This is a genomic window from Paraburkholderia sp. BL6665CI2N2, from assembly GCF_004366535.1.
In the GTDB taxonomy this organism is placed as follows: domain Bacteria; phylum Pseudomonadota; class Gammaproteobacteria; order Burkholderiales; family Burkholderiaceae; genus Paraburkholderia.
Window position 1 is genome coordinate 4,636,981 of the sequence record NZ_SORC01000001.1, and the last position, 25,766, is coordinate 4,662,746.

At 63.4% G+C, this 25,766-nt stretch carries 22 protein-coding genes and 1 other RNA gene; 11 read left to right on the top strand and 12 right to left on the bottom strand.

Features of this window, described 5'->3' with window-relative positions:
- Window positions 1-15: 15 nt before the first annotated feature.
- From aroA to serC, 5 genes are all read right to left on the bottom strand, one after another.
- The gene (gene aroA / locus B0G81_RS44755) at window positions 16-1,320 is read right to left on the bottom strand and encodes a 3-phosphoshikimate 1-carboxyvinyltransferase (protein WP_243856558.1); all 1,305 of its coding nucleotides are present in this window, start codon (window positions 1,318-1,320) and stop codon (window positions 16-18) included.
- A gap of 18 nt (window positions 1,321-1,338) precedes the next feature.
- Window positions 1,339-2,280 (bottom strand): prephenate dehydrogenase/arogenate dehydrogenase family protein, encoded by a 942-nt coding sequence (locus B0G81_RS44760; RefSeq protein ID WP_243856560.1) that lies wholly within the window; start codon window positions 2,278-2,280, stop codon window positions 1,339-1,341.
- A gap of 52 nt (window positions 2,281-2,332) precedes the next feature.
- The gene (gene hisC / locus B0G81_RS20670; RefSeq protein WP_134138168.1) at window positions 2,333-3,445 is read right to left on the bottom strand and encodes a histidinol-phosphate transaminase; all 1,113 of its coding nucleotides are present in this window, start codon (window positions 3,443-3,445) and stop codon (window positions 2,333-2,335) included.
- Window positions 3,446-3,523: 78 nt separating this feature from the next.
- Complete coding sequence (gene pheA, locus B0G81_RS20675; RefSeq protein WP_106283266.1) at window positions 3,524-4,606, bottom strand: prephenate dehydratase; 1,083 nt, start codon at window positions 4,604-4,606, stop codon at window positions 3,524-3,526.
- A gap of 78 nt (window positions 4,607-4,684) precedes the next feature.
- The gene (gene serC, locus B0G81_RS20680; RefSeq protein ID WP_243856561.1) at window positions 4,685-5,731 is read right to left on the bottom strand and encodes a 3-phosphoserine/phosphohydroxythreonine transaminase; all 1,047 of its coding nucleotides are present in this window, start codon (window positions 5,729-5,731) and stop codon (window positions 4,685-4,687) included.
- Here serC and B0G81_RS20685 point away from each other — a divergent pair.
- A complete protein-coding gene (locus B0G81_RS20685) occupies window positions 5,621-6,070 on the top strand; it encodes a hypothetical protein (RefSeq protein ID WP_243856818.1) in 450 nt (149 codons plus the stop codon). The two genes, serC and B0G81_RS20685, sit on opposite strands and share 111 nt — an antisense overlap.
- A gap of 6 nt (window positions 6,071-6,076) precedes the next feature.
- On the opposite strand, the gene B0G81_RS20690 is transcribed toward B0G81_RS20685, so the two are convergent.
- Together B0G81_RS20690 and gyrA are read right to left on the bottom strand one after the other, a co-directional pair.
- Window positions 6,077-6,679, bottom strand: coding sequence for a DUF2059 domain-containing protein (locus B0G81_RS20690; protein WP_134143180.1), 603 nt, complete (start codon window positions 6,677-6,679; stop codon window positions 6,077-6,079).
- Between the two features lie 123 nt (window positions 6,680-6,802).
- Window positions 6,803-9,439 carry a DNA gyrase subunit A gene (gene gyrA / locus B0G81_RS20695; RefSeq protein ID WP_106283268.1) on the bottom strand — a complete coding sequence of 879 codons (2,637 nt, stop codon included), beginning with the start codon at window positions 9,437-9,439 and terminating at the stop codon, window positions 6,803-6,805.
- Between the two features lie 488 nt (window positions 9,440-9,927).
- Here gyrA and ompA point away from each other — a divergent pair, with 488 nt between their 5' ends.
- The 5 genes from ompA to B0G81_RS20720 all read left to right on the top strand — a co-directional run bounded on the left by ompA (window position 9,928) and on the right by B0G81_RS20720 (window position 13,340).
- Window positions 9,928-10,575 carry an outer membrane protein OmpA gene (gene ompA / locus B0G81_RS20700; protein WP_106283269.1) on the top strand — a complete coding sequence of 216 codons (648 nt, stop codon included), beginning with the start codon at window positions 9,928-9,930 and terminating at the stop codon, window positions 10,573-10,575.
- A gap of 193 nt (window positions 10,576-10,768) precedes the next feature.
- Complete coding sequence (ubiG, locus tag B0G81_RS20705; RefSeq protein WP_134143181.1) at window positions 10,769-11,467, top strand: bifunctional 2-polyprenyl-6-hydroxyphenol methylase/3-demethylubiquinol 3-O-methyltransferase UbiG; 699 nt, start codon at window positions 10,769-10,771, stop codon at window positions 11,465-11,467.
- A gap of 31 nt (window positions 11,468-11,498) precedes the next feature.
- Window positions 11,499-12,212: a phosphoglycolate phosphatase gene (gph, locus tag B0G81_RS20710; RefSeq protein ID WP_106283271.1), complete on the top strand. Its 714-nt coding sequence runs from the start codon at window positions 11,499-11,501 to the stop codon at window positions 12,210-12,212.
- Between the two features lie 125 nt (window positions 12,213-12,337).
- Window positions 12,338-12,707, top strand: a transfer-messenger RNA (tmRNA) gene (gene ssrA, locus B0G81_RS20715).
- Between the two features lie 273 nt (window positions 12,708-12,980).
- Complete coding sequence (locus B0G81_RS20720) at window positions 12,981-13,340, top strand: hypothetical protein (protein WP_134138171.1); 360 nt, start codon at window positions 12,981-12,983, stop codon at window positions 13,338-13,340.
- Window positions 13,341-13,446: 106 nt separating this feature from the next.
- Here B0G81_RS20720 and B0G81_RS20725 read toward each other — a convergent pair whose 3' ends face one another.
- Window positions 13,447-13,713: a hypothetical protein gene (locus B0G81_RS20725; RefSeq protein WP_116139586.1), complete on the bottom strand. Its 267-nt coding sequence runs from the start codon at window positions 13,711-13,713 to the stop codon at window positions 13,447-13,449.
- A gap of 108 nt (window positions 13,714-13,821) precedes the next feature.
- On the bottom strand, window positions 13,822-14,901 hold the full coding sequence (locus B0G81_RS20730; protein ID WP_134138172.1) for a substrate-binding domain-containing protein: 1,080 nt from the start codon (window positions 14,899-14,901) through the stop codon (window positions 13,822-13,824).
- 134 nt (window positions 14,902-15,035) lie between these two features.
- On the opposite strand from B0G81_RS20730, the gene B0G81_RS20735 reads away from it, so the two are divergent.
- From B0G81_RS20735 to B0G81_RS20750, 4 genes are read left to right on the top strand one after another with little or no spacing between them, the layout of a single operon-like run.
- Window positions 15,036-15,521 carry an NAD(P)H-dependent oxidoreductase subunit E gene (locus B0G81_RS20735; protein WP_134138173.1) on the top strand — a complete coding sequence of 162 codons (486 nt, stop codon included), beginning with the start codon at window positions 15,036-15,038 and terminating at the stop codon, window positions 15,519-15,521.
- Window positions 15,518-17,083, top strand: a complete 1,566-nt coding sequence (locus B0G81_RS20740) for a formate dehydrogenase beta subunit (protein WP_134138174.1) — start codon at window positions 15,518-15,520, stop codon at window positions 17,081-17,083. The genes B0G81_RS20735 and B0G81_RS20740 overlap by 4 nt, the downstream gene beginning before the upstream one ends.
- A 14-nt stretch (window positions 17,084-17,097) precedes the next feature.
- The gene (gene fdhF, locus B0G81_RS20745; protein WP_134138175.1) at window positions 17,098-20,046 is read left to right on the top strand and encodes a formate dehydrogenase subunit alpha; all 2,949 of its coding nucleotides are present in this window, start codon (window positions 17,098-17,100) and stop codon (window positions 20,044-20,046) included.
- 8 nt (window positions 20,047-20,054) lie between these two features.
- Window positions 20,055-20,306: a formate dehydrogenase subunit delta gene (locus B0G81_RS20750; protein ID WP_106283278.1), complete on the top strand. Its 252-nt coding sequence runs from the start codon at window positions 20,055-20,057 to the stop codon at window positions 20,304-20,306.
- Window positions 20,307-20,449: 143 nt separating this feature from the next.
- On the opposite strand, the gene B0G81_RS20755 is transcribed toward B0G81_RS20750, so the two are convergent.
- The 3 genes from B0G81_RS20755 to B0G81_RS20765 all read right to left on the bottom strand — a co-directional run bounded on the left by B0G81_RS20755 (window position 20,450) and on the right by B0G81_RS20765 (window position 23,746).
- Window positions 20,450-22,174, bottom strand: coding sequence for an FAD-dependent monooxygenase (locus B0G81_RS20755; RefSeq protein WP_106283279.1), 1,725 nt, complete (start codon window positions 22,172-22,174; stop codon window positions 20,450-20,452).
- 136 nt (window positions 22,175-22,310) lie between these two features.
- Window positions 22,311-23,390 (bottom strand): cation diffusion facilitator family transporter, encoded by a 1,080-nt coding sequence (locus B0G81_RS20760; protein WP_116118038.1) that lies wholly within the window; start codon window positions 23,388-23,390, stop codon window positions 22,311-22,313.
- Entirely contained in the window at window positions 23,387-23,746 is a 360-nt protein-coding gene (locus B0G81_RS20765; protein ID WP_134138176.1) for a metalloregulator ArsR/SmtB family transcription factor, read from the bottom strand. The genes B0G81_RS20760 and B0G81_RS20765 overlap by 4 nt, the downstream gene beginning before the upstream one ends.
- Window positions 23,747-23,883: 137 nt before the next feature.
- On the opposite strand from B0G81_RS20765, the gene B0G81_RS20770 reads away from it, so the two are divergent.
- Window positions 23,884-25,731 (top strand): tetratricopeptide repeat protein, encoded by a 1,848-nt coding sequence (locus B0G81_RS20770; protein WP_134138177.1) that lies wholly within the window; start codon window positions 23,884-23,886, stop codon window positions 25,729-25,731.
- Window positions 25,732-25,766 lie beyond the last annotated feature (35 nt).

A 25,766-nucleotide genomic window follows, 5' to 3' on the forward strand; every position in this document is an offset into this window, starting at 1 on the left:
CGATTCGAAATCGAATCAGGGTTGGGCGAGCGCGGTAAAGCGCTCGAAATAATCGGGAAACGTCTTGCCGACGCATTTCGGGTCGTTGATCCGCACCGGCACGCCGCCGAGGCTCACCAGAGAGAAGCACATGGCCATGCGATGATCGTCGTAAGTGTCGATCGCGGCGTTCGGAGTCAGCTTTTCAGGTGGTTCGATAACGAGGTAGTCCTCGCCTTCCTGCACCTTGGCGCCGACCTTGCGCAGCTCCGTCGCCATCGCGGCGAGGCGGTCGGTTTCCTTCACGCGCCAGCTGGCGATATTGCGCAGCGTGGTCGCGCCTTCCGCGAACAGCGCCGCAACGGCGATCGTCATCGCGGCATCGGGAATCAGGTTGCAGTCCATGTCGATCGGTTCGAGCTTGCCGCTGTCGTGGCCGACGCCGCGCACTTCGATCCAGTCGTCGCCCATCTGCAGGTTCGCGCCCATCTTGATGAGCGCATCGGCAAAACCGACGTCGCCCTGGATGCTGGCCCGGCCGACGCCCTCCACTTTCAGCGGGCCGCCGCCGAGCGCGCCGGCCGCGAGGAAATACGAAGCGGACGACGCATCGCCCTCCACCATGATCGTGCCCGGCGACTGATACCGCTGCCCCGCGGGCACCACGAACTGATGCCATTCGTGACGCTCGACCTTGATGCCGAAGCGCTCCATCAGCTTGATCGTGATCTCGATATACGGCTTCGAAATCAGTTCGCCATCCACCTGCACGGTGCTCACGCCGCTTTCGGTGCGCAGAAGCGGCAGCGTCATGAGCAGCGAGGTCAGGAACTGGCTCGACACGTCGCCGCGCACGGTGATGGGCGCGTCGGCGTTGATCCGCCCCGGGCGAATCCGCAGCGGCGGATAGCCTTCGTTCTCTTCGTAGTCGATCTTCGCGCCAAGCTGGCGCAGTCCGTCGACCAGATCGCCGATCGGCCGCTCGTGCATGCGCGGCACGCCGTGAATGCGGTAGTCACCGCCGTTGACCGCCAGCGCCGCCGTCAGCGGACGCACCGCCGTGCCGGCGTTGCCGAGAAACAGATCAGCCGTGCGCGCCGTGAACGCGCCGCGCGTGCCGGTCACGACGCAGGTGTCGCCGTCGCGCTTCAGACGCACGCCGAGCTTTTCGAGCGCGTCGAGCATCACGCGGGTGTCGTCGGAGTCGAGCAGATTCGTGATCGTCGTCTCGCCTTCGGCGAGCGCGGCGAGCAGCAGAACCCTATTCGAAATGCTCTTCGAGCCAGGCAGACGAATCGTGCCGGACGCGCGGGAAAACGGTCCGAGATCGAGGAATTCCATGATTGAGTCCAGTTCCGGTTATTTCGACGCGTCGCTATTCGCGACGCCGGCCGCGCGCTGTTCCTGCCATTCGGTGCGCGCCACGCGCGAGCGCGCGAACACGGCTTCGAGGGCGGCGCCGTCGGCGGCTTCGATGGCCGCGCGCAGACGCGCGAGCACGGCCGTGTATGCGTCGAGTTCGTCGAGCAACGCGACGCGGTTGGCGACGCACACGTCACGCCACATTTCCGGGCTCGACGCGGCAATGCGCGTGAAGTCGCGGAAACCGCCCGCGGCAAACGAGAATTTCAACGCGGCGTCGGGCGAATTGAGAATCTGCTCGACCAGCGCGAACGAGAGCACGTGCGGCAAATGGCTGACCGACGCGAACACGCGGTCGTGCTGCTCGGGCGCCATGTTGCGCACGAGCGCGCCGGTGGCGCGCCACATCGCCGCGACGCGGTCCACGTCTGCCGGCGCATTCTCAGGCAGCGGGCACAACACCACATTGCGGCCGACATACAGGTCGGGCAACGCCGCTTCCACGCCGCTGGCCTCGCGACCGGCAATCGGATGCCCCGGCACGAACTGGCCGATGCGCGCGCCGAGCGCCGCCCGGGCGGCGGCGACCACGTCCGACTTGGTGCTGCCCGCGTCGGTGACGATCGTCGCGGCATCGAGAAACGGCGCGATGCGTTCGAGCAGCGGCTGCGTCTGCGCAACGGGTGCGGCCAGCAGCACGAAGTCGGCGCCACTCAGCGCTTCACTGAGCGCGGCGTCGTCGTTTAGCGCGGCCGTGCCGTCGATCACACCCAGTTCCAGAGCACGCTCAGTCGACGCGGACGAACGCCCCACACCGATCACCTTGCGCGCGCCATCGGCCTCGCCACGTTCGCGCAACGCACGCGCGAGCGATCCGCCGATCAGGCCGACACCGAAAATTACCAGCTTGTTAAATGAAAACGCGGCCACGTCGGTCACAAATAAAGCGCGCCTTTCATGCCGACGAGGCGCGCGGGTCCAAGGTTACCGCTTACGCGGCGGCGAGCGTCTTTTCGAGCGCCGCGATGAATGCTTCGTTTTCTTCCGGCAGGCCGATCGTGATGCGCAGCCACTGCGGCAAACCGTAGCTGCCGACCGGACGCACGATCACGCCTTGTTTCAGCAATTCGAGGTTGACGCGGTTGCCGGCCGCGTCGTCGTTGCCGACGCGCACCAGCACGAAGTTGCCGTGCGACGGCACATACTCCAGGTTGAGCTTGTCGAAAGCTTCAGTCAGACGGCGATAGCCCTGCGCGTTCAGCGCGGCGCTCTTTTCCAGAAACGCTTTATCGTTCAGCGCGGCGATCGCCGCGGCTTGCGCGAGCGTGTTCACGTTGAACGGCTGACGCACGCGATTCAGCAAATCGGTCAGCTCAGGTTGCGCGATCGCGAAACCCACGCGCAAACCCGCGAGACCGAAAGCCTTCGAAAACGTGCGCGACACCAGCAGATTCGGATAGCGGCGCACCCACGCGATCGCGTCGTAGCGCTTCTCTTCCGGCAGATATTCCGTGTACGCCTCGTCCAGCACGACGACCACGTGACGCGGCACCTTGTCGAGAAACGCCTCGAGCTTCGGGCCTTCGATGAACGTGCCGGTCGGGTTGTTCGGATTGGCGACGAATATCAGGCGCGTGTCGTCGGTGACGGCGGCGAGCATGGCGTCGAGATCGTGACCGTATTTGACGGCCGGCACGACAATCGCGCGCGCACCCAGACCTTGCGTGGCCAACGCGTAAACCGCGAACGAGTACTGCGCATAGACGATCGACTGGCCCTTTTCCACGAACGCGTGCGCGGCGATTTCCAGGATGTCGTTGCTGCCGTTACCGAGCGTGACCCAATCGGCGGGCACGCCGTAACGCTCGCTCAGCGCAGCCTTCAATTCGAACGCATTTGCGTCCGGGTAACGGCCCAGTTCGCTTGCGGCCCGCGCCATGGCGCGTTGCGCCGACTCCGGCATGCCGAGCGGATTTTCGTTCGATGCGAGTTTCACGATGGTCGCTTCGTCCAGACCGAACTCGCGGGCCACTTCCGAAATCGGTTTGCCTGCAGTGTAAGGCGCAATCGCGCGCACGTAGGAAGGACCGAAAGGCGCTGTCATGAAAATCTCCGAACGACTATGAGTAATTGAATGCGCGACTGCCGCTGCGCGATGCCGCGGGCCGCCGCGTGAATATCATTAGCGGGCGCGCGGATACGAGCCCAGAATCTTCAGGAACGCTGCCTTCTCACCGAGTTCAGCGAGCGCGGCGGCGACCGCCGGATCGTCGCGATGGCCTTCGACGTCGATGTAGAAGTAGTACTCCCACGTGCCGACGCGCGCCGGGCGCGATTCGAAGCGCGTCATGGACACGCTGTGACGCGCCAGCGGTTCCAGCAGTTTGACCATCGCGCCCGGTTCGTTGACGACCGACACGATCAGCGAAGTCTGGTCGTAACCGCTCGGACCGGCCGGCTGCTTGCCGATCATCACGAAGCGGGTGCGGTTGTGCGGATCGTCCTGAATCAACGCATACGCGACTTGCAGGCCGTAATGGGTCGCCGCCCGATCGCCGGCGATCGCCGCCACGCTCGGATCTTCCGCTGCCATGCGCGCCGCTTCCGCGTTGCTCGACACCGCCTGGCGTTCGAGATGCGGCGCGTTGGTCGACAGCCAGCGCTGGCACTGGGCGAGCGCCTGCGCATGCGCGCACACGCGCGTCACGCCCGTTAGCCCGCCGTTCAGCGTCAACAGATTGTGGTGAATCGGCAAAGCCAGCTCGCCGCCGATCGTGAGTTGCGTTTGCAGCAGCAGATCGAGCGTGCGCGACACGGCGCCTTCGGTCGAATTCTCGACCGGCACGACGCCGAATTCCGCGGCGCCGGCTTCGACCGAGCGAAACACTTCGTCGATCGACGGACATGGCAGGCCTTCGATCGACTGACCGAAGTACTCATGCATCGCCTGTTCGCTATAAGTGCCGACCGGGCCGAGATACGCGGCCTTGATGGTCTTCTCGAGCGCGCGGCTCGCGGCCATGATCTCGCGCCAGATCGCGCTGATATGTTCGCTCGCGAGCGGCCCTTCGCTCATGTCCTGCAGGCGCGCGATCACCTGTTGCTCGCGCTCGGGGCGGAACACCGGCGCGTTGAAATGCTTCTTGACCTCGCCCACTTCGAGCGCCACGGCGGCGCGCTGATTGAGAAGCGCGATCAGCTGCGCGTCGAGCGCGTCGATGCGTTCGCGAAGCGGTTTGAGTCGGGTATTGAGTTCGTCGTCCATGCGTGAAAACGGCCCTGCCGGTAGCTGCTGCAAAAATGCGTGCTGGAAAGGATGCGCGCGCCTGCTAGCCAGTGTGGCTCAGGCGCTGCGCTGTTCGAATTCCTTCATGTATTCGACAAGCGCTTTGACGCCCTCGAGCGAGACGGCGTTATAAATCGACGCCCGCATGCCGCCGACGGACTTGTGGCCCTTCAGCTGCACCATTCCCCGCGCTTTCGCGCCGGCCAGGAAATCCTCGTTGCGCGACTCGTCCGCGAGGAAGAACGGTACGTTCATCCGCGAGCGCGAGCCACGTTCGACCTTGTTCAGATAGAAGCTGCTCGAGTCGATCGCGTCGTACAGCAGTTTCGACTTCTCGACATTACGCGCTTCGATCGCGGCCAGGCCACCCTGCTTCTTCAACCACTTGAACACCAGCCCGGCGATGTAGATCGCATAAGTGGGCGGCGTGTTGTACATCGAATTGTTCTCGGCGACGGTCTTCCATTCGAACGCCGACGGGCAGATCGATTGCGCGCGATCCAGCATGTCCTCGCGCACGATCACCACCGTCACGCCGGCCATGCCAATGTTCTTCTGCGCGCCGCCGAACAGCACGCCGTATTTGGCGATGTCCATGGGACGCGACAGGATGTGCGACGAGGCGTCGGCCACGAGCGGAATATCGCCGAGATCGGGAATCTCGAATGTCTCGACGCCGTGGATCGTCTCGTTCGTGCACAGATGCACGTAAGCCGGGTCGTCCGACAGTTGCCATTCGGAGCGGGCGGGTGCGCGCGTGAAACCGTCAGCCGTCTGACCGCTCGCCGCCAGATGCGCGGTGCCGTACTTCTGCGCTTCCTTGAACGACTTCTGCGACCAGGAACCCGTCACGACGAAATCCGCACGCGCCTTCGCGCCCATCAGATTCATCGGCACGATTGCGTTCTCGCCGAGACCACCGCCTTGCAGGAACAGAATGCGATGGCTTGCCGGCACTTCGAGCAAGTCGCGCAAATCGACGAGCGCTTCCTCGTGGATCGACATGAACTCTTTCCCGCGATGGCTCATTTCCATGACGCTCATGCCGCTGCCTTGCCAATCGAGCATTTCGTCGGCGGCTTGACGCAGCACTTCTTCGGGCATGGCCGCAGGGCCGGCGGAGAAATTAAAGACGCGCATCGTGAGATCCTGGAAGCAGGCGCAAAAAAAGAAGAGCGCGCAAAGATCGGCGAAGTTGGCAGCCGAGGAAACAACCGCCACGACGCTGACCACGCAATTTTGCCGGCGCGATTTTCTGACGCGGATTTCAGACCATTTCGCGCCGAAAAAGAAAATGGCCGTCTGCGCGTGTGCGCAAACGGCCATTATCGCATTGTCAACGCAATGCCGCCAAACCCGGCGCGCCATATAGCCTACGAGGCGAACCTGCCGGGCGGCGGCCGGCGCGATGTCAGCGCAGCCTTTCGACCTTTTGTCTGTTGACCAGACTTACTTGGCCGGCTTGACCGAAGCGACTTCCTTGTCGGCCTGGTCACGCGTTGCCTTGATCGATTGCGGCATGTACTTTTGCATCAAGCCGTTCACGACGTCGCGGCCAACCTGGTCTTGCACCTGGATGAACTTGCGGCCAGTCGGGCTCTTGTAGAACGCGGTCAGATCCTTGATTTCCGACGTGCTGTAGTACTTCGCGTAAGCGTCGTACTGAGCTTGCATGGCGTCCTGACGGAAATTGTCCGTAGCGAACACCTGGCCTGCGCCGTCAACCAGCTTCGGCACTGCATTCTTTTGCAGCGTCGGGACGGAAGCCTGCTTCTGCTTGTCCGTCATCGTCTTGTTTTCGCTCAAAGCGTCCGACAGGATAGCCGGAACCAGCTGCTTGGCTTGCATCTGGGCGCTGTTGCCGATCGCGCCGACGAGCTTCTGCGCGTCGATTGCGTCCAACAGGTCCTTGATTGCAGCCTGCTTGGCCGGATCAACCGGTGCTGCGGCAGTAGCCGGAGCCGCCGGAGCCGAGCTCTGAAGCGCTTGAGCCATGGCAAAGGTCGGCACGAGGGCAGCCAGCAACACCAGTTGTTTGAATCGTTTTTGCATCATTACTCCCTAATAGAAATGAACTTGAGCAGCAAGCCGCGCGGGACACGTATCAGCCCGACACGCCATTATTCCCGGCGCAGCTTTCAACTAATCACTGAGACTGTAAGGCGCTGATGCGAATCAGGCCGCACCGCCCTCTTCGCCACCGTTGTCACCTTCTGCGGGACCTTCGGCGTCGCCTTCCGCATCACCTTCTGCCTCGGCCTCAGCAACCTGTTGCAGACCTGAAAGCTTGGTCCCTTCGTCAAGGCTGATGAGTGTAACACCTTGGGTTGCGCGTCCCATTTCTCGAATTTCCGAGACCCGCGTACGGATCAATACGCCGGTATTGGTGATCAGCATGATCTGCGCTTCCTGATCCACCAGCGTCGCGGCCACGACTCGGCCGTTACGCTCCGACGTCTGGATCGCGATCATGCCCTTCGTGCCGCGACCATGACGGGTGTACTCGGTGATCGGCGTGCGCTTGCCGAAACCGTTTTCCGTTGCGGTGAGCACCGACTGCTGCTCGTCGCCGGCCACCAGCAGCGCGATCACGTTTTGACCTTCCTCGAGCTGCATGCCGCGCACGCCGCGCGCTTCGCGGCCCATTGGGCGCACGTCGTTTTCGTCGAAGCGAACCGCCTTGCCGGAATCCGAGAACAGCATCACGTCGTGCTGGCCGTCGGTAATGGCGGCGCCGATCAGGTAGTCGCCGTCATCCAGACCGACCGCAATAATACCCTTGCGCAACACGCGGCCAAAGGCTTCAAGCGGCGTCTTTTTTACGGTTCCTAACGCGGTGCCCATAAAGACGAACTTGTCAGCCGAGAATTCCTTCACCGGCAGGACAACCGTAATCTTTTCGCCTTCCTGAAGCGGGAAGATATTGATGATCGGCCGGCCGCGCGAGTTCCGCGAACCTTGCGGCACTTCATAAACCTTTACGCTGTAGACACGGCCGCGATTCGAGAAGCACAGAATGTGATCGTGCGTGTTCGCGATGAACAGCGTGTCGATCCAGTCGTCTTCCTTCATTGCCGTGGCCTGCTTGCCGCGGCCACCACGCTTCTGCGCGCTGTATTCGGACAGCGGCTGCGATTTCACATAGCCGGCGTGCGACATGGTCACGACCATTTCCTGCGGCGTGATCAGGTCTTCGGTGTTCAGTTCGGTGGCGTTCAGCTCGATCTTCGAGCGGCGCGCGTCGCCGAATTCGGCTTTGATGGACGTGAGTTCGTCGACGATGATCGCCGTAATGCGCTCCGGGCGAGCCAGAATGTCCAGCAGGTCGGCGATTTGCGCCATCACTTCGCGGTACTCGCCGATGATCTTGTCCTGCTCCAGGCCAGTGAGGCGCTGCAGACGCATCTGCAGAATTTCCTGAGCCTGGGTGTCGGACAGACGGTAGAGGCCGTCGGACTGCATACCGAACGACGGATTCAATCCGTCAGGACGATAGGCTTCGCGACCTCCCGCCGTCGCGTTTTCCGTCTCGGCGCGCGACAACATTTCGCGCACCAGCGACGAATCCCACGGACGCGCCATCAATTCCTGCTTGGCGATCGGCGGAGTCGGCGCGGCCTTGATGATCGCGATGAACTCGTCGATGTTGGCAAGTGCAACGGCCAGACCTTCGAGCACGTGGCCGCGTTCACGCGCCTTGCGCAGTTCGTATACAGTGCGCCGCGTTAGCACTTCCCGGCGATGCGACAGGAAGCACGACAGCATTTCCTTCAGGTTCAGCAGCTTCGGCTGGCCGTCGACCAGCGCGACCATGTTCATGCCGAAGGTGTCCTGAAGCTGGGTCGCCTTGTACAGATTGTTCAGAACGACTTCCGGCACTTCGCCGCGCTTGAGCTCGATCACGACGCGCATGCCGCTCTTGTCGGACTCGTCGCGGATGTCGGAGATGCCTTCGAGCTTCTTCTCGTTGACCAGCTCGGCGATGCGCTCCAGAAGTGAGCGCTTGTTCACCTGGTACGGCAGTTCGTCGACGATGATCGACATGCGCTGACCGCGGTCGATTTCCTCGAAGTGCGTGAGCGCGCGCATCACCACGCGGCCGCGGCCGGTGCGATAGCCGTCGCGCACGCCGGCCACGCCGTAGATGATGCCGGCGGTCGGGAAATCCGGTGCCGGAATGATCTCGATCAGTTCGTCGATCGTGGCTTCCGGGTTCTTGAGCAGATGCTGGCACGCGTCGACAACCTCGTTGAGGTTGTGCGGCGGGATGTTGGTCGCCATGCCGACGGCGATGCCGGACGAGCCGTTGATCAGCAGATTGGGAATGCGCGCTGGCAGGATGGCCGGTTCGTTTTCGCTGCCGTCGTAGTTCGGCGTGAAATCGACCGTTTCCTTGTCGATGTCGGCCAGCAGTTCGTGGCCGATCTTCGCCATGCGGATTTCGGTGTACCGCATCGCCGCGGCGTTGTCGCCGTCGACCGAGCCGAAGTTGCCCTGACCGTCCACCAGCATGTAGCGCAGCGAGAAGTCTTGCGCCATCCGGACGATAGTGTCGTAAACAGCCGTATCGCCGTGCGGGTGATATTTACCGATAACGTCGCCGACAATACGCGCCGACTTCTTGTACGCCCGGTTCCAGTCGTTGTTCAGTTCGTGCATCGCGTACAGCACGCGCCGGTGCACCGGCTTCAGGCCATCGCGAACATCGGGAAGCGCACGCCCCACGATCACGCTCATCGCGTAATCGAGATACGAACGGCGCATTTCCTCCTCTAGGGAGATTGGCAGAGTCTCTTTGGCGAATTGATCCATTATCCGTATCTTTTACGTGCCAAGACGACGGCTTAACTTCAATTCGCCGCGCCTTCGCGTAAGCATTGCAGGCGCAACGCATCACGCGATTCTAACATGCCGCGAATCCGCTCCCGACGAACGTACGTATACCTATTAGCAGGGGTGCGCACGAGGCGTTCCTCGACGCTCCTTTTTTGAGACCCGTCAGGCTCGATTCGTGCGTGGGGCAATTCGCCGCTCAGCCATGACTGGCGGAGCCTCCAGGGAATTACTTCTGTTGCGCATGCACCACAATTGGAGGGTGATTCGATCGGGGGCAGATTTTTTTATCGTTGGACGGGAACGATATGGCAAAATGCCAACGCACAAAGAGTTAGACACGGCTCGAAGTCTACACAGCACGTTTTTTGTTCTACACCGATGTTATACTTCGAGCAATGTATGACTTGTCTTCGTCAACAGGCTCGCAGTAAACCTGCGGTAATCTCAATTTCGAGAGGAGAAATATGAATAAACTTTCAAAGCTCGCGTTCATTGCAGCTACCGCGGTTATGGCTGCATCCGCCATGGCACAGTCGGTGCCGGCGTCGCGACAAGCTACGAACGACAACTGGGTGAATGGTACCGGCGAATACGTGTGGATGAACGGCACGAACGAGCTGTGCTGGCGCGATGCGTTCTGGACGCCGGCAACGGCCAACGCAAAGTGCGATGGCGCTCTGGTTGCTCAAGCTCCGACTCCGCCGGCTCCGGTCGCACCTGCACCGGCTATTACGAGCCAGAAGATTACGTATCAAGCTGACGCACTGTTCGACTTCGACAAGGCCACCCTGAAGCCGGCCGGCAAGGAAAAGCTGGACGATCTGGCATCGAAGATCGGCGCGCTGAACCTCGAAGTCGTCGTCGCAACGGGTTACACGGACCGTATCGGTTCGGACAAGTACAACGACCGCCTGTCGCTGCGTCGTGCTCAAGCTGTGAAGGCATACCTGGTCAGCAAGGGCATCGAATCCAACCGTATCTATACGGAAGGCAAGGGCAAGCGCAACCCGGTTACGACCGGTTGCAACCAGAAGAACCGCAAGCAACTTATCGCCTGCCTCGCACCGGATCGTCGCGTGGAAGTCGAAGTTGTCGGTACTTCGAAGCAGTAAGCTACAAAATACCGCAGTATCAAAGCCCCGCTTCGGCGGGGCTTTTTTATGTCCGGCGACGCGCGCGGCGCCGCAGCCCGAACCGGCCTTGGACCTCGAGCGGGTGGCATTTTGCCGCTCAGTCCCTCGACCTATATACTCAGGGTTTATCCTCGAGCGCCCGCTCACCGCTCTCTTCGAGGCAGCTTCCGCCATGACCAACGCCGATCCCCACGAACTGCAGAAATTTAGCGATCTCGCGCACCGTTGGTGGGACCCGAATGCCGAATTCAAGCCGTTGCATGAACTCAATCCGATCCGCCTGGGCTGGATCGACGCACACGCGCATCTCGCGGGCAAGACCGTGCTGGATATAGGCTGCGGCGGCGGCATTCTGTCCGAGTCGATGGCGGGCCTGGGCGCCCACGTGAAAGGCATCGACCTGTCGACCCAAGCTCTGGGCGTGGCCGATCTTCACAGCCTTGAAAGTGGTGTAACCGTCGATTACGAAGAGATCGCCGCCGAGGCGCTCGCCGCTCGCGAACCCGCCAAATACGACGTCGTGACCTGCATGGAAATGCTCGAGCACGTGCCTCAGCCTGCCGCCATCGTCGAGGCGTGCAAGACGCTGGTGAAACCCGGCGGCTGGGTGTTTTTTTCCACCCTGAACCGCAATGTGAAGTCGTACCTGTTCGCCGTGATCGGCGCCGAATACATCGCGCAGATGCTGCCCAAGGGCACGCACGACTACGCGCGCTTCATTCGCCCATCGGAACTGGCGAGCTTCGTGCGCGACGCCGGCCTGCGCACGGCCGATATCAAAGGCATTGTGTATAACCCGCTCAGCAAGCATTTCACGCTGTCCGCCGACACGAGCGTGAACTACATGCTCGCCTGCCGCCGCGACGTTTGATCCGCCCCGACCTGCCGGACCTATCGAACCAATGAGCGATCCCACGCCCCTGCCCCAGCGCGAAGACAATGAAGACGCACTCGGTCTTTGCCACGCCGTCCTGTTCGACCTCGACGGCACGCTAGCCGACACCGCGCCCGACCTCGCGGCGGCCGTCAACAAGATGCGCCACGATCGCGGGCTGGAGATGGTGCCGCTCGAAGATCTGCGGCCGCTCGCATCCGCGGGCGCGCGTGGGCTGATCGGCGGCGCGTTCGGGATCGGCCCCGATAGTCACGAATTCGCGTCGATGCGCGAGGAATTCCTCGCCAACTACGAAGCGGATCTGTGCATCGAGACCACACTGTTTCAAGGCATTCCCGAGATGCTCGACGAGTTGGACGCACGCGGTGTGCGCTGGGGCATCGTCACGAACAAGGTGGCGCGGCTGACCGAGCCGTTAATCGCACAACTCGGCCTCGAAGAGCGCGCGGGCTGTGTCGTGAGTGGCGACACCACACCACATTCGAAGCCGCACCCGGCGCCGTTACTGCATGCGGCACGCGAACTGGACGTGGCGCCGGAGCGGATCGTCTACGTGGGCGATGATCTGCGCGACGTGCAGGCCGGTTTCGCCGCCGGCATGAAAACGGTCGCGGCGGCGTACGGATACTGCGGCAACGACATCCCGCCGACGCAATGGCATGCGCAACACGTCGTCCAGTCGCCGGCGGAATTGCAAAAGTTGCTGCGCGACATCGGCTGAGCCGCGACGTCGACCGGCGCAAAGGCGAAAACCAAGGCCGCGCCGGCCGCGCCAATGAGTCAGGACGTAGCCGTCAAACTATTGTAAAATCTGCGTCTGGCTCAGAAATTTGAGCAACGAACCGCGGGGGCGACCTGGTTTCGACAGGGGTTGCGAAGCGGCTAGGGCATGTCGAGGCCCCGTCACCTCGTAAATCAGCGGGAAAAACGTAACTGCAAACGACGAAACGTTCGCACTGGCAGCCTAAGGGCCGCCGTCCTCTGCCTAGTTCACTGACGGGCTAGAGTCGCAAGACCGGTAGCAATACCGACAGAGGTCATATACGTCAGTTAAGCCTGGGTGGTGTCACGACATCCGGGTCGAAAATCTAGTGAATCGCCGTAGTGCAGCGTGTTCGTCCGCGTCACTATGGTTAAATCAAAAGACAGAACTACACATGTAGAACTAGTCGTAGAGTGCTTCTGGACGCGGGTTCGATTCCCGCCGCCTCCACCAGAACATGTTTCACGCTGCACCATCAAGTCTCATCGAAAACCCGTAAGCGGCCTGCTGCTTGCGGGTTTTTTCTTATCCCTCGCGCCCTTCCCGCTGCGCGCTTTCCCGCACTATCCTTTTCTTATCTCATCCGCGCGCCGTCGCGTGACCGACCCTATCGCGATCCTCAGATGAAGAAGTGATTGGAATAAACGCATCCGCTCAGTCGTTTGATCCTCACGCGCGCACGCCGTGCCTCGCGTGAGACCAACACCAAAATCAGGAGCCGACATCATGCGCAAAACTCTTTTCTGCCTCGCCCTTCTCGCTCTGCAACAAAGCGCTTTCGCCGAAGCGCCGAAGATCGTGGACGGACGCTTCGTCAATGGAGACGGCATGACGCTCTATACCTTCGACAAGGACACCACACCCGGCGTGAGCGCCTGCACGGGCGGCTGCATGAACTACTGGCCGGCGGCCACGGCTAGCGCGTCGGACAAACCCTCCGGCGACTGGACCGTGATCACCGGCGCGGACGGCAAGCCGCAATGGGCGTACAAAGGGCATCCGCTCTACCGCTACGCAGCGGACAAGCAGGCGGGAGACATGAAGGGAGAAGGCTTCAAAGACATGTGGCACACGGCAAAACCTTAAACGCGCGCCGCGAGCCGGCAACACCACGCCACACTAAACCCGAGAGTCAAACGGAAGACGCCGGCAAAACGCCGGCGTCGCACTCACAACGGACACCTGCCTGCGCCTATTCGTCTTTAGGACACTGCAGATTGCAACCATTCGGATCGCCCAGATCGCCGCGCTTGCGCATGGCCGATTTTTTACCACTCTGGTATTTGTCCGAAGGAGACGACGCCGCAAACGGCATTTGCGGATGTTCGGCGAGACGGAACTGATCTTGCAGAATGCCGCCCGGAACACCTGGCGAATTCTGTGCGAAAGCAACTGACGCGGTGGCGAGGAGCACACCGGCCGTCGCAACGGCAGCACATACGTGAAGAATGACTTTCATATCGATCGGCGCGACATAGCGCGCGGTTTAGGCGGAAGCGGAAGCTTAGAGAGTATCCCAAACGGACGCCATACGCAGCGCCAAACATAGCCTGATGTTTACGGCCGCTTACGCCACCGCTTCGCCCAGGCCCTCTTCAAGATCCACCACCTTGCCGCAATCTTGCGGGTCATAGCCTTCGAGCTGATCGACGCTATGGCGAAACGCGCTGCCGCGCAGCAATCCGAGCACCGTCGCAAGCGGCACACGTTCGAGCCGCGCGCGGTCGCACGCAAAATAATAGTCTTCGTCGACAATCGGAATGAAGTCGAGACCGAAGTGATGCGCCGCGGGCTCCACGCCGAAACCCACATCCGCCATGCCGCTCGCGACGAACGCCGCAATCGCCGAATGCGTCAGTTCGGCCGACGCATAACCATTGACCCGATCCGGATCGACTCCGACTTTCCGTAGCGCGAGATCGAGCAACATGCGCGTGCCGGAGCCGGGTTGTCGATTCACAAAGCGGATATCGTCGCGCGCGAGATCGCTCAGGCCGGCGATTCTCTTCGGGTTGCCTTTACCAAGAAAGAGCCCTTGCTTGCGTCGCGTGAGATGCACGAGCACGTGACGCTGCGGATCGAGCCAGCGCCGATACGCATCGGCGCATGCCGCACGAAACTCGCCGAGCGGCAAATGGAAGCCGGCCAGATCGCATTCACCGCGCGCAAGCGCGCTGACGGCGTCCGCGCTGTCGCGATACTTGATGTCGACCGGCAGCTCGTCGGCGACCAGCGCCGTCACGAGCGCGGCCACGGCGTAACCGTGCGACGCGAAAATCCGCACGTCGTCGGCGGGCGGCGCGAGCCAGCGGTTCAGATCGCTCGCCACTTCGCTGGCGAGCGCCTGCATATTGCCGTCGAGCCGCTCGCCGCAAAGACGCTGCGCACGCAAGACCGCTTGCCCGAGTTCGGACAGCACCGAGCCGCGGCCACGCTCTTTGGCGATCAGCGGACCGCCCAGACGCTCTTCGATGCTGCGCAGTAAACCCCACGCATGACGGTAGGACAAACCCTTAAGCGTCGCGGCCTGCGCGATGCTGCCGGATTCATTCACCAGCGCGAGCAACGGCACGACGTCCGACAGGCTTGCCTCGCGGCCGTCCGGACCCTTCACCACCAGTTGCGCCTGACACTCGATTCTGATCATATATGTTGAACTCTTTCCTATTGCAACGACCGAAATGCCCGCCTATTGTTCGGCTATCCCATATCGAATAAACGAAGCATAAGTGCACGCATTATGAATAACAAGTGCATATATGACTTTGGAGGAGCCCCCACTTGGACGATTCCATCGCCGTCGCGCCGGATCAACTCGTTGAGCGTCACGCGCAGCCGGGCGTGTCGCTGCTAGCGGTCTTGCACGCGATTCAGGACGAAGTCGGTTACGTGCCACCCGCCGCGGTCGCGCCGCTAGCGCGCGCCATGAACCTGTCGCGCGCGGAAGTGCACGGCGTCATCACCTACTACCACCACTTCCGCGCACAGCCGCCGGCGCCCGTCACGGTGCAGCTATGCCGCGCGGAAGCCTGCCGCAGCATGGGCACCGAAGCGCTCGCGCAACATATCGAGGCGCACACCGGTTGCCGCTTCGACGGCGAACATCAGCACGGCGCGACGGTGGAACTGGAATCGGTGTATTGCCTTGGCCAATGCGCGCTGTCGCCGGCGCTGATGCTCAACGGCACGCTGCACGCCAGAGTCACGCCGCAAAAGTTCGACGCGATCTTCGCGGCCGCCAGCAAGTGCGTGGAGGTGACGGCATGACGCGCATCTACGTTCCCCGCGATTCGTCGGCATTGGCACTCGGCGCTGACGCGCTCGCGCATGCAATCGAAGCCGAAGCGGCACGCCGCGGCGTCGCCGTCGAACTGGTTCGCAACGGTTCACGCGGCCTGCTGTGGCTCGAACCGCTCGTCGAAGTTCAGACACCTGAAGGCCGCATCGGCTACGCGAATGCCGAAGCCGGCGACGTCGCCGCTCTGTTCGACGCCGGCTTCCTCGAAGGGGGCGCACACGCAAACCGCGTCGGCGTGGTCGACGACATTCCGTATCTGAAGAAGCAGCAGCGCCTGACCTTCGCGCGCATCGGCATCACTGACCCGCTTTCAATCGACGACTACGTCGCTCACGGCGGCCTCGAAGGCTTGCGCCAGGCTCTGCAAACCGATGGCGACGCCGCCTGCGAAGCGTTGATCGAATCCGGCCTGCGCGGCCGCGGCGGCGCGGCCTTCCCCGCCGGCATCAAATGGCGCACGGTGCGTGGCGCCAAAGCGGCGCAAAAGTACATCGTCTGCAACGCGGACGAAGGCGATTCCGGCACCTTCTCCGATCGCCTCGTGATGGAAAGCGATCCGTACGTGCTGATCGAAGGGATGATCATCGCGGGCATCGTGACGGGCGCGACGGTCGGCCATATCTACGTGCGCAGCGAGTATCCGCATTCGATCGCCACGCTCGAAGCCGCCATCGCGAAAGCACGCGCCGCCGGCTGGCTCGGCGACAGCGTGCTCGGCTCAACGGCGCATCGCTTCGAACTGTTCGTCGCGAAAGGCGCCGGCGCCTATGTATGCGGCGAGGAAACGGCGTTGCTGGAATCGCTCGAAGGCAAGCGCGGCATTGTGCGCGCCAAGCCGCCGGTGCCGGCGCTCGTCGGCCTGTTCGGCCAGCCGACCGTGATCAACAACGTGATCACGCTCGCCACGGTGCCGATCATCTTCGCGCGCGGCGCGGCGTTCTACAAAGACTTCGGCATGGGCCGCTCGCGCGGCACGCTGCCGTTCCAGCTCGCGGGCAATGTGAAGCAAGGCGGCCTCGTCGAACTCGCGTTCGGCGTGACGCTGCGCGAATTGCTCTACGACTACGGCGGCGGCACGGCGAGCGGAAGGCCGGCGCGTGCGGTACAAGTGGGCGGCCCGCTCGGCACGTATCTGCCGGAAAGCCAATGGGACATTCCGATGGACTACGAGGCGTACGCGGCAGTCGGCGCGGTAGTGGGCCATGGCGGCCTGGTCGTACATGACGACACCTCGAATCTCGCCGAACTCGCGCAGTACGCCATGCACTTTTGCGCGCTCGAATCGTGCGGCAAATGCACGCCGTGCCGGATCGGCTCGACGCGCGGCGTCGAAGTGATCGGCCGGATTCGCAACGGCGACACGTCCACGCGGCAGGTGCAATTGCTGCGCGATCTGTGCGACACGATGGTGTCCGGTTCGCTTTGCGCGATGGGCGGCATGACGCCGTTCCCGGTGTTGTCCGCGCTCGATCATTTCCCCGAAGACTTCGGTCTCGCCGACGTATCTCATCACGCGCCGAAAGCGGCCTGACCCAGGAGCCCACCATGTCCGACGTGCTCAACTCTCCCACTGGCGGCTGCGGCTCCGGCAACTGCGCGTGCAAATCGCAAGCCCAGCAGCAACGCGCGCCCCGCTCCTTCTTCGACGACACCGATTTCGGCACGCCCGAGCGCCACGCCGATGTCGACGTCACGCTGGAAATCGACGGCCAGTGCGTCACGGTTCCCGCCGGCACCTCGGTGATGCGCGCCGCCGTCGAAGCGGGCGTCAACGTGCCGAAGCTCTGCGCGACCGATTCGCTGGAACCGTTCGGCTCGTGCCGTTTGTGTCTCGTGGAAATCGAAGGCAAGCGCGGTTATCCCGCGTCGTGCACGACGCCGGTCGAAGCCGGCATGAAGGTCCGCACGCAGACCGATCGTCTGCAGTCGCTGCGCCGCAACGTGATGGAGCTGTACATCTCCGATCACCCGCTCGACTGCCTCACCTGCCCCGCCAACGGCGACTGCGAACTGCAGGACATGGCGGGCGTGACGGGCTTGCGCGAAGTGCGTTATGGTTTCGACGGCGCGAATCACCTGAAGGACAAGAAAGACGAGTCGAATCCCTACTTCACTTACGACGCGTCCAAATGCATCGTCTGCAATCGCTGCGTGCGCGCGTGCGAAGAAACGCAGGGCACGTTCGCACTGACCATCGCCGGACGCGGTTTCGAATCACGCGTGGCCGCTAGCGAAAACGTGCCGTTCATGGAGTCGGAATGTGTATCGTGCGGCGCGTGCGTGGCCGCCTGCCCGACCGCGACCTTGCAGGAAAAGACCGTCATCATGCTTGGCCAGGCCGAGCATTCAGTGGTGACGACGTGCGCGTATTGCGGCGTCGGCTGCTCGTTCAAGGCGGAGATGAAGGGCAACGAAGTCGTGCGGATGGTGCCGCACAAGAACGGCCAGGCCAACGAAGGCCACGCTTGCGTGAAGGGCCGCTTTGCCTGGGGCTACGCAACGCACAAAGACCGCATCACCAAGCCGATGATCCGCGCGAAGATCACCGATCCGTGGCGCGAAGTCAGCTGGGAAGAAGCGCTCACGTATGCCGCATCGGAATTCCGCCGCATTCAGGCCAAACACGGGCGCGATTCGATCGGCGGCATCACGTCGTCGCGTTGCACGAACGAAGAAACGTATCTGGTGCAAAAGCTCGTGCGCGCCGCGTTCGGCAACAACAACGTCGACACCTGCGCGCGCGTTTGCCACTCGCCCACCGGCTATGGATTGAAGACCACGTTGGGCGAATCGGCGGGCACGCAGACTTTTGCATCCGTCGATAAAGCCGACGTGATCATGGTGATCGGCGCAAATCCGACCGACGGCCATCCGGTGTTCGGCTCGCGTCTGAAGCGTCGCGTGCGGGAAGGCGCGAAGCTGATCGTTGTGGATCCGCGCCGCATCGATATCGTCGATACGCCGCACGTGAAGGCGTCGCATCATCTGCAATTGCGGCCGGGCACCAACGTGGCTGTCGTCAACGCACTGGCGCATGTGATCGTCACGGAAGGTCTGGTCAACGAAGCGTTCGTAGCGGAGCGCTGCGAAACCCGCGCGTTCGAGCAATGGCGCGATTTCGTCGCGCTGCCCGAGAACGCGCCGGAAGCGACCGAAGCGCTGACCGGCGTGCCGGCTCAATCCGTGCGCGAAGCCGCCCGCATCTATGCGACCGGCGGCAACGCCGCGATCTACTACGGCCTCGGCGTCACCGAACACGCGCAAGGCTCGACCATGGTGATGGGCATCGCCAACCTCGCGATGGCGACGGGCAACATCGGCCGCGAAGGTGTGGGTGTCAATCCGCTGCGCGGCCAGAACAACGTGCAGGGTTCGTGCGACATGGGCTCGTTCCCGCACGAACTGCCGGGCTATCGCCACATCAGCGACACGGTCACGCGCACACTGTTCGAAGACGCCTGGAACGTCACGCTGCAACCGGAACCGGGCCTGCGCATTCCGAACATGTTCGACGCCGCCGTACACGGCACCTTCAAGGGTCTGTACTGCCAGGGCGAAGACATCGTGCAGTCGGATCCGAATACTCATCACGTGTCGGCCGCGTTGGCGTCGATGGAATGCATCGTCGTGCAGGACATTTTCCTGAACGAGACCGCCAAGTACGCGCACGTGTTGCTGCCGGGTTCGTCGTTCCTCGAAAAGGACGGCACGTTCACCAACGCGGAGCGCCGCATCTCGCGCGTGCGCAAGGTCATGCCGCCGGTGCCGGGCTACGCCGACTGGGAAGTCACGGTGATGCTCTCGCGCGCGCTCGGTTATGAAATGGACTACACGCACCCGTCGCAGATCATGGACGAGATCGCGCGTCTCACGCCGACCTTCCACGGTGTCTCGTACAGGAAGCTCGACGAGATGGGCAGCATTCAGTGGCCTTGCAACGAGAATGCGCCGGACGGCACGCCAACCATGCACATCGACAGCTTCGTGCGCGGCAAGGGCAAGTTCGTGATTACGAAGTTCATCGCGACGCCCGAGAAAGTCACGCGCAAATTTCCGATGCTGCTCACCACGGGCCGTATCCTGTCGCAGTACAACGTCGGCGCGCAGACACGCCGTACCGAGAACTCGCGCTGGCACGACGAGGATCGGCTGGAAATCCATCCGCACGACGCCGAAGAACGCGGCATCAAGACGGACGATTGGGTCGGCATCGAATCGCGCGCGGGACAGACCGTGTTGCGCGCGAAGGTGACCGAACGCATGCAGCCTGGCGTGGTCTATACGACGTTCCACTTCCCCGAGTCGGGCGCGAACGTGATAACCACCGATAGCTCGGACTGGGCCACCAACTGTCCGGAGTACAAGGTGACCGCGGTGCAGGTCATGCCGGTCGAACAGCCGTCGCAATGGCAGAAGGACTATTCGCGTTTCAACACCGAACAGCTCGATCTGCTGAAGCAGCGCGAGCTGGCCAACGCGACATCGGGCAAGTGAGGCCTGGCATGGACAATCAGAACCTGATCGACATGGCCAACCGGATCGGCGATTTTTTCGATTCGATGCCGGACCGCGAGGAAGCGCTCGCCGGCATCGCCGACCATATCCGCCGCTTCTGGGAGCCGCGCATGCGGCGCGCGCTGCTCGCTTCGCTCGATGAGCCGGATGCGAGCGGCATTGAGATGTCGGCTATCGTCGAGGAGGCGCTCGTTAAACATCGCGAGCAATTGACGCCGGCGGCGCCGACAACGGTGTAGCCGGGCGCAGCGGCTGCGGCTGCGGCTGCGGCTGCGGCTGCGGCTGTGCAGCCTGGCCGCTTGCTCCGCTGTCTCGCCATTCTCCGTGAACCGGTCGGCGGGCATCACTGCGCTTACCGTTCAAGGTCGGCAAGCCGCTCGCATCACAAAGCCGCCTGCTCCGGTATCTCACCATTCACCGTGAACCACGCTTCGCAATGCCGTAACAGGCCGTGCAGATCGGAACCGGTGCGTCCGCGCGCACTGATGTAACCGTCCGGCCGCACCAGATAGAACGACGGCCGCGTGCGCCCATACGATTCGGAGAGCGCTGGACCGCCATCGCCATTGGTATCCGTGATGCGCCAGATGCGCACCGCGCCCGGCAGCAATCGCTCGACTTCCGCCGCCACGCGCTCCATTTCCGCGTCCGGCGGCGGTTCATGCTTCGCTGCGGGATCGAGCGGCGTTTCGTCGACGGGCAACGGCGGCACCAGCAGGAACAGCGAGAAGAACGCCGGGTCGTGCAGATCGAAAACGCAGCCGACGCCGGGCGCGCGGCCCAGCGGTCCGTCCACCACATGCACCAGCGCATCGGGCGCGCGCTCGCCGGCACGCGGCCCGCCGTCGAGCACACGTTCGAGCGTCAGCGGACTGCGCCGGTACTGGATCGACAACTCGCTGATGGTGGCGCGCGCCGCGTCGCGCAGCGGACCCAGCGCGGCGAGCACCGGCATCACGCGTTCGCGCAGCAGCTTGAGCGGTCCGTGATCCGCCTCGGCCATATGCGTGATGAAACCGGTCTGCCGCAGCACGTCACGTTCGATCGGATGACGTTCGGTGTGGTAGGTGTCGAGCAGCCGGTCGGGCGCCGCGCTTTTCAGCACACGCGCCAGCTTCCAGCCGAGATTGAACGCTTCCTGAATGCCGGTGTTCATGCCTTGCGCGCCGGCCGGGCTGTGCACATGGGCGGCGTCGCCGGCGAGGAAGATGCGGCCGACGCGCAGCCGGTCCACCATACGGCTGTTCAGATGAAAATACGAGGACCACGCCAGGTCCGACACGTCGACCCGCTCGCGCACGCGCCGGGCGATCAGCGCCTTGCATTCCTCGAGCGACGGCGCCGGCACCTTGTTCAACGGCGGTTCACCCAGCACCGCAGGCGTCGCGGGCGGCGCGACGGCGGCAGGCTCGAGCGCATGATCCGCGATCAGGCGATGCCGGCCGTGGCCCATCGGAAATAGCGCCACCAGTCCTTCGCCAGACGCGAAGATATGAAATTCGTCTTCGGGCCAATCGGTTTCGGCGTGCAGATCGGCAAGCAGGAAAGTCTGCTCGAAGGTCTTACCTTCGAAGCCCAGACCCAGGCGATGACGGATCGCACTATGCGCGCCATCGGCGGCGATCATGTACGACGGACGCATCGTCTCCGTGTGACCGTCCGCGCGGCGCAGCGTCGCCTGAATGCTGGCGGAGCCTTGCGCGAACATGGTCAGTTCGACACCGCGCTCGACCGTCACGCCGAACGTGGCGAGATGCTCCGTCAGCAAGCGCTCGGTCACGGACTGATCGAGAAACAGCAGATAGGGATAGCGCGTGTGGAGAGGATCGAAATCGAGTTGCGCGAGGCGCATGCCGTTCGAAAACAGATTGGCGATGCGCGCGCGATGGCCGAGTTCGAGAAACGGTTCGACCAGCCGATGCTGCTCGAGCAACTCGAGCGTGCGCGCCTGGATGCCGATGGCCCGCGAATATGGGTTCGGCTGCATGGCTTTATCGATCAGGCGCACGGGGATGTGGGCACGCGCAAGACTCATCGCCGCGGCGAGCCCGGTGGGGCCGGCGCCCACGATCAGCACCGGCGACGCATCGTTTGCGGCAGCGTCCATGCGGAACTCCGGAAACAACAATGCGTTCTAGTGTACGCCCGGAGGAAGTCGGCCTGAAGCGCCGCTGGCGAGCCGCTGACGGTGCGCTGCATCAATCATGCGATTGGCCTGGGCTTACTGCGCACTCACGTTAGCCTCAATGCGCGTGCGGCGCATGATCCATTGCGCACCGATGATCCGTGGTGCCGAGGTCGACTTGCAGCGTGGCGTGATGCATCGAGAAATGTTCGCGCAGCGTGACGACGATCACGTCGAGCGACTCGTCGCCGGGGTGGCCGTCCGGCATCACCAGATGCGCGCTGAGCGCATTGCCGGTGGTCGATAAGGCCCACACATGCAGATCGTGCACATCGACGACGCCGGGCTGCTCCGCCAGATAATCGCGGATACTTTGCAGATCGACGCCGGGCGGCACGGCGTCGAGCGCAAGGCGCACCGAATCGCGTAACAGGCCCCACGTGCCGATCACCACGACCGCCACCACGAGCAGGCTCATGACCGGGTCGAGCCACGTCCAGTTGGTGTAGAGAATCACGAGGCCGCTCACCGCGACCGCCGCCGAGATGCCGGCATCCGCCGCCATGTGCAGGAAGGCGCCGCGAATGTTCAGGTCTTCCTTCTGCCCGCGCATGAAGAGCCACGCGGAAATCCCGTTGACCACCACACCGACCGTCGCGACGACGAACACCGCGAGCCCCGCCACCGGCGCAGGATTCATCAGCCGCCCGATTGCTTCGGCGACGATCACGCCGCACGCGAACAGCAGCAGCCCGGCATTGACGAGCGAGGCGAGAATCGACGAGCTGCCGTAACCGAACGTGTAGCGCGCCGACGGGCGACGGGTGGCGAGCCATGACGCGCCCCAAGCGAGCAGCAGTCCGAGCACATCGGAGAGATTGTGGCCGGCGTCGGCGAGCAGCGCGGTGGAATGCGCCAACACACCGTAGACGGCTTGCGCGATCACGATGGCGATGTTCAACACGACCGCGAGCGCGAACGCACGGCCGTGGCCTGCGACGGGAGCATGGGCGTGGTGATGGCCGGCGTGGCCGTGGGCGTGACTGTGGCCGCTATGACTGTGATCGTTGCCACTGTGATTGTGGCCGCTTTCACTGTGGCTGTGGGCGCCGTCCGCTTGACCGGCTTGGTCGGCGTGGCCCGAGGTGCGATCGTAACGGTCTGCAGCAACAGTGTTCGGAGTTTCCGGTTTCTTCATGACGGTTCCAGTGAATCATCGCCGGCCGGTTCGGCCACGTGTTCGAGCATGCCGGCCAGCATCGCGCTGATATGACGGTCGGCGGCGAGATAGAAGACCTGCTTGCCCTGTCGCTCCGCGCGCACGATCCGCGCCGCGCGAAGCAGCCGCAAATGATGGCTCACCAGCGACGGCGACAAACCCAGCGCCTCGGCAATCGCCCCGACCGCGCGCCGCTCGTCGAGGCACGCCAGTACGATGCGCAAGCGCGTGGGGTCGCCGAGAAGGCGAAACAGATCGGCAAGCGGCACGATCGTGTCCACCGAGCGATCGTCAACGCTCGCAGACGACGAGTTGGAAGCAAGGGAAGAAGCCATGGCAGGCGGCGCTGCGGAAGAACATATGAACACGTATTCATATGTTATAGATATCGAGACAATCGGTCAATTCGGAGCGCGGTCCGGCGAGTGTGGGAAAATGCGGCCTCTGCCTCACCCGAATGCCATCCCCCGTCATGCAACCTGTATTTGACCGCGCTTTCGCGGCGCATCGTGACGGCCGCCTCGACGACGCCGAACGCGGCTACCGCGCGACGCTCGACGGCAATCCCGCGCACGTCGATGCGTTGCACCTGCTGGGCGTTCTGCGCCACCAGCAGGGCCAGCACGCCGAAGCCGCCGAGCTCGTGCGGCGCGCGGTGAACCTGCGTCCGGAAGACGCCGCGCTGCAACTGAACCTGGGCAACGCGCTGAAAGCGCTGGGCCAGATCGACGACGCCATCGAACAGTTCCGCAATGCGCTGACGCTCGCGCCGTCGTTCCCGATGGCGCACTACAACCTCGGCAACGCGTACGCCGCCGCGGGCCGTCATGAAGACGCCGCCGACGCGTTCGAGAGGTCGTTGCGGCTGCAACCGGACGACGCTTCGTCGCACAACAATCTCGGCAATGCGCTGCACGCGCTCGGACGCCACACGGAAGCCATCGCCGCGTTCCGGCGCACGCTCGAACTGCGTCCCGGTCACGCCGGCGCGCTCAATAACATGGGCATGTCGCTGAACGCGCTCGGTCGCGCGGAAGAAGCGATCCCGTGTTTCGAGACGGCGTTGGCGGCCGAGCCGCGCTTCGTCGCCGCGCACTTCAATCTCGCCAACACCTTCGACGCCACCGGCCGCCACGCTGAGGCGGTCGCGTCGTTCAAGGCGGCGCTGAGCTTGCAGCCGAACCTGCCGCCGGCGATCTTCGGCATGGGGAATGCGCTCGCGGCACTGGGGCGCCACGCCGAGGCGCTCCCGTATCTGGAACGCGCCGTCGGTCTCGATCCGCAATTCGCGCTCGCGTGGCTGAGTCTGGGCACCGCGCACCAGGCGCTGGGCGCGCATGGCCCCGCCGTGCGCGCGCTGGATCAGGCGCTGCGTCTGCGGCCCGATCTCGCCTCCGCGCATATGAATCGCGCGCTCGCGTGGCTCGCGCTGCGCGATTTCGCGCGCGGGCTGCCGGAATACGAGTGGCGTCTGCAAACCATGGCGCAGCCGCTGATCCAGACGCTGCCGCGTTGGCACGGCGAGCCGATCGCCGAACGTACGCTGCTGGTTCACGCCGAGCAGGGTTTCGGCGACACGCTGCAATTCGTGCGCTTCGTCCCGCTGGTCGCGCAGCGCGCGGCGCGCGTGGTGCTCGAAGTGCAGCCGCAACTGCTGCCCTTGCTGGCTCCGGCCGCGCAAGCCTGGCGCGTGACGCTGATCGCCCAAGGCACGCCGCGTCCCGCCGCCGATCTGCAATGTCCGCTGCTGAGTCTGCCGCTCGCACTCGGCACGACCTTCGACACCATTCCGGACCGCACGCCCTATCTCAGCGTGCCGCCCGCCTACGGCCGCAAATGGCGCGGCTCGCTTGGCGGCCAGGCGAAGCGCAAGATCGGCATCGCGTGGTCGGGACGCATCCAGCAAAACGAAACGCGTTCGATGCCGCTCGCCGCGCTCGATCCGTTGTTCGCACTCGACGGCATCGACTGGATCGTGCTGCAGCCCGAGTTGAGCGCAGACGAACGCGTGGCGCTCGATGCGCATCCGCGCGCAGCGTCGATTCATCGCTTCGACAAGCGGATCGGCGACTTCGCGGACACGGCGGCGATCATCGAACGGCTCGACGCGGTGGTGTCGATCGATACGTCTATCGCGCACGTTGCCGGCGCGCTGCGCAAGCCACTGTGGTTGATGCTGCCGTTCGCGGCGGATTGGCGCTGGTTTGTCGGCGAAACACGCAGCCCCTGGTATCCGGGCGCGACGCTGGTGCGCCAGCCGCAACCCGGCGCGTGGGGTGATGTCGTCGAGGCCGTGGCGAACGAGTTGCGCAAGGGCTAGCGCGCACGCCGCCCGGCAAAGTCAGCCGTCGTCGC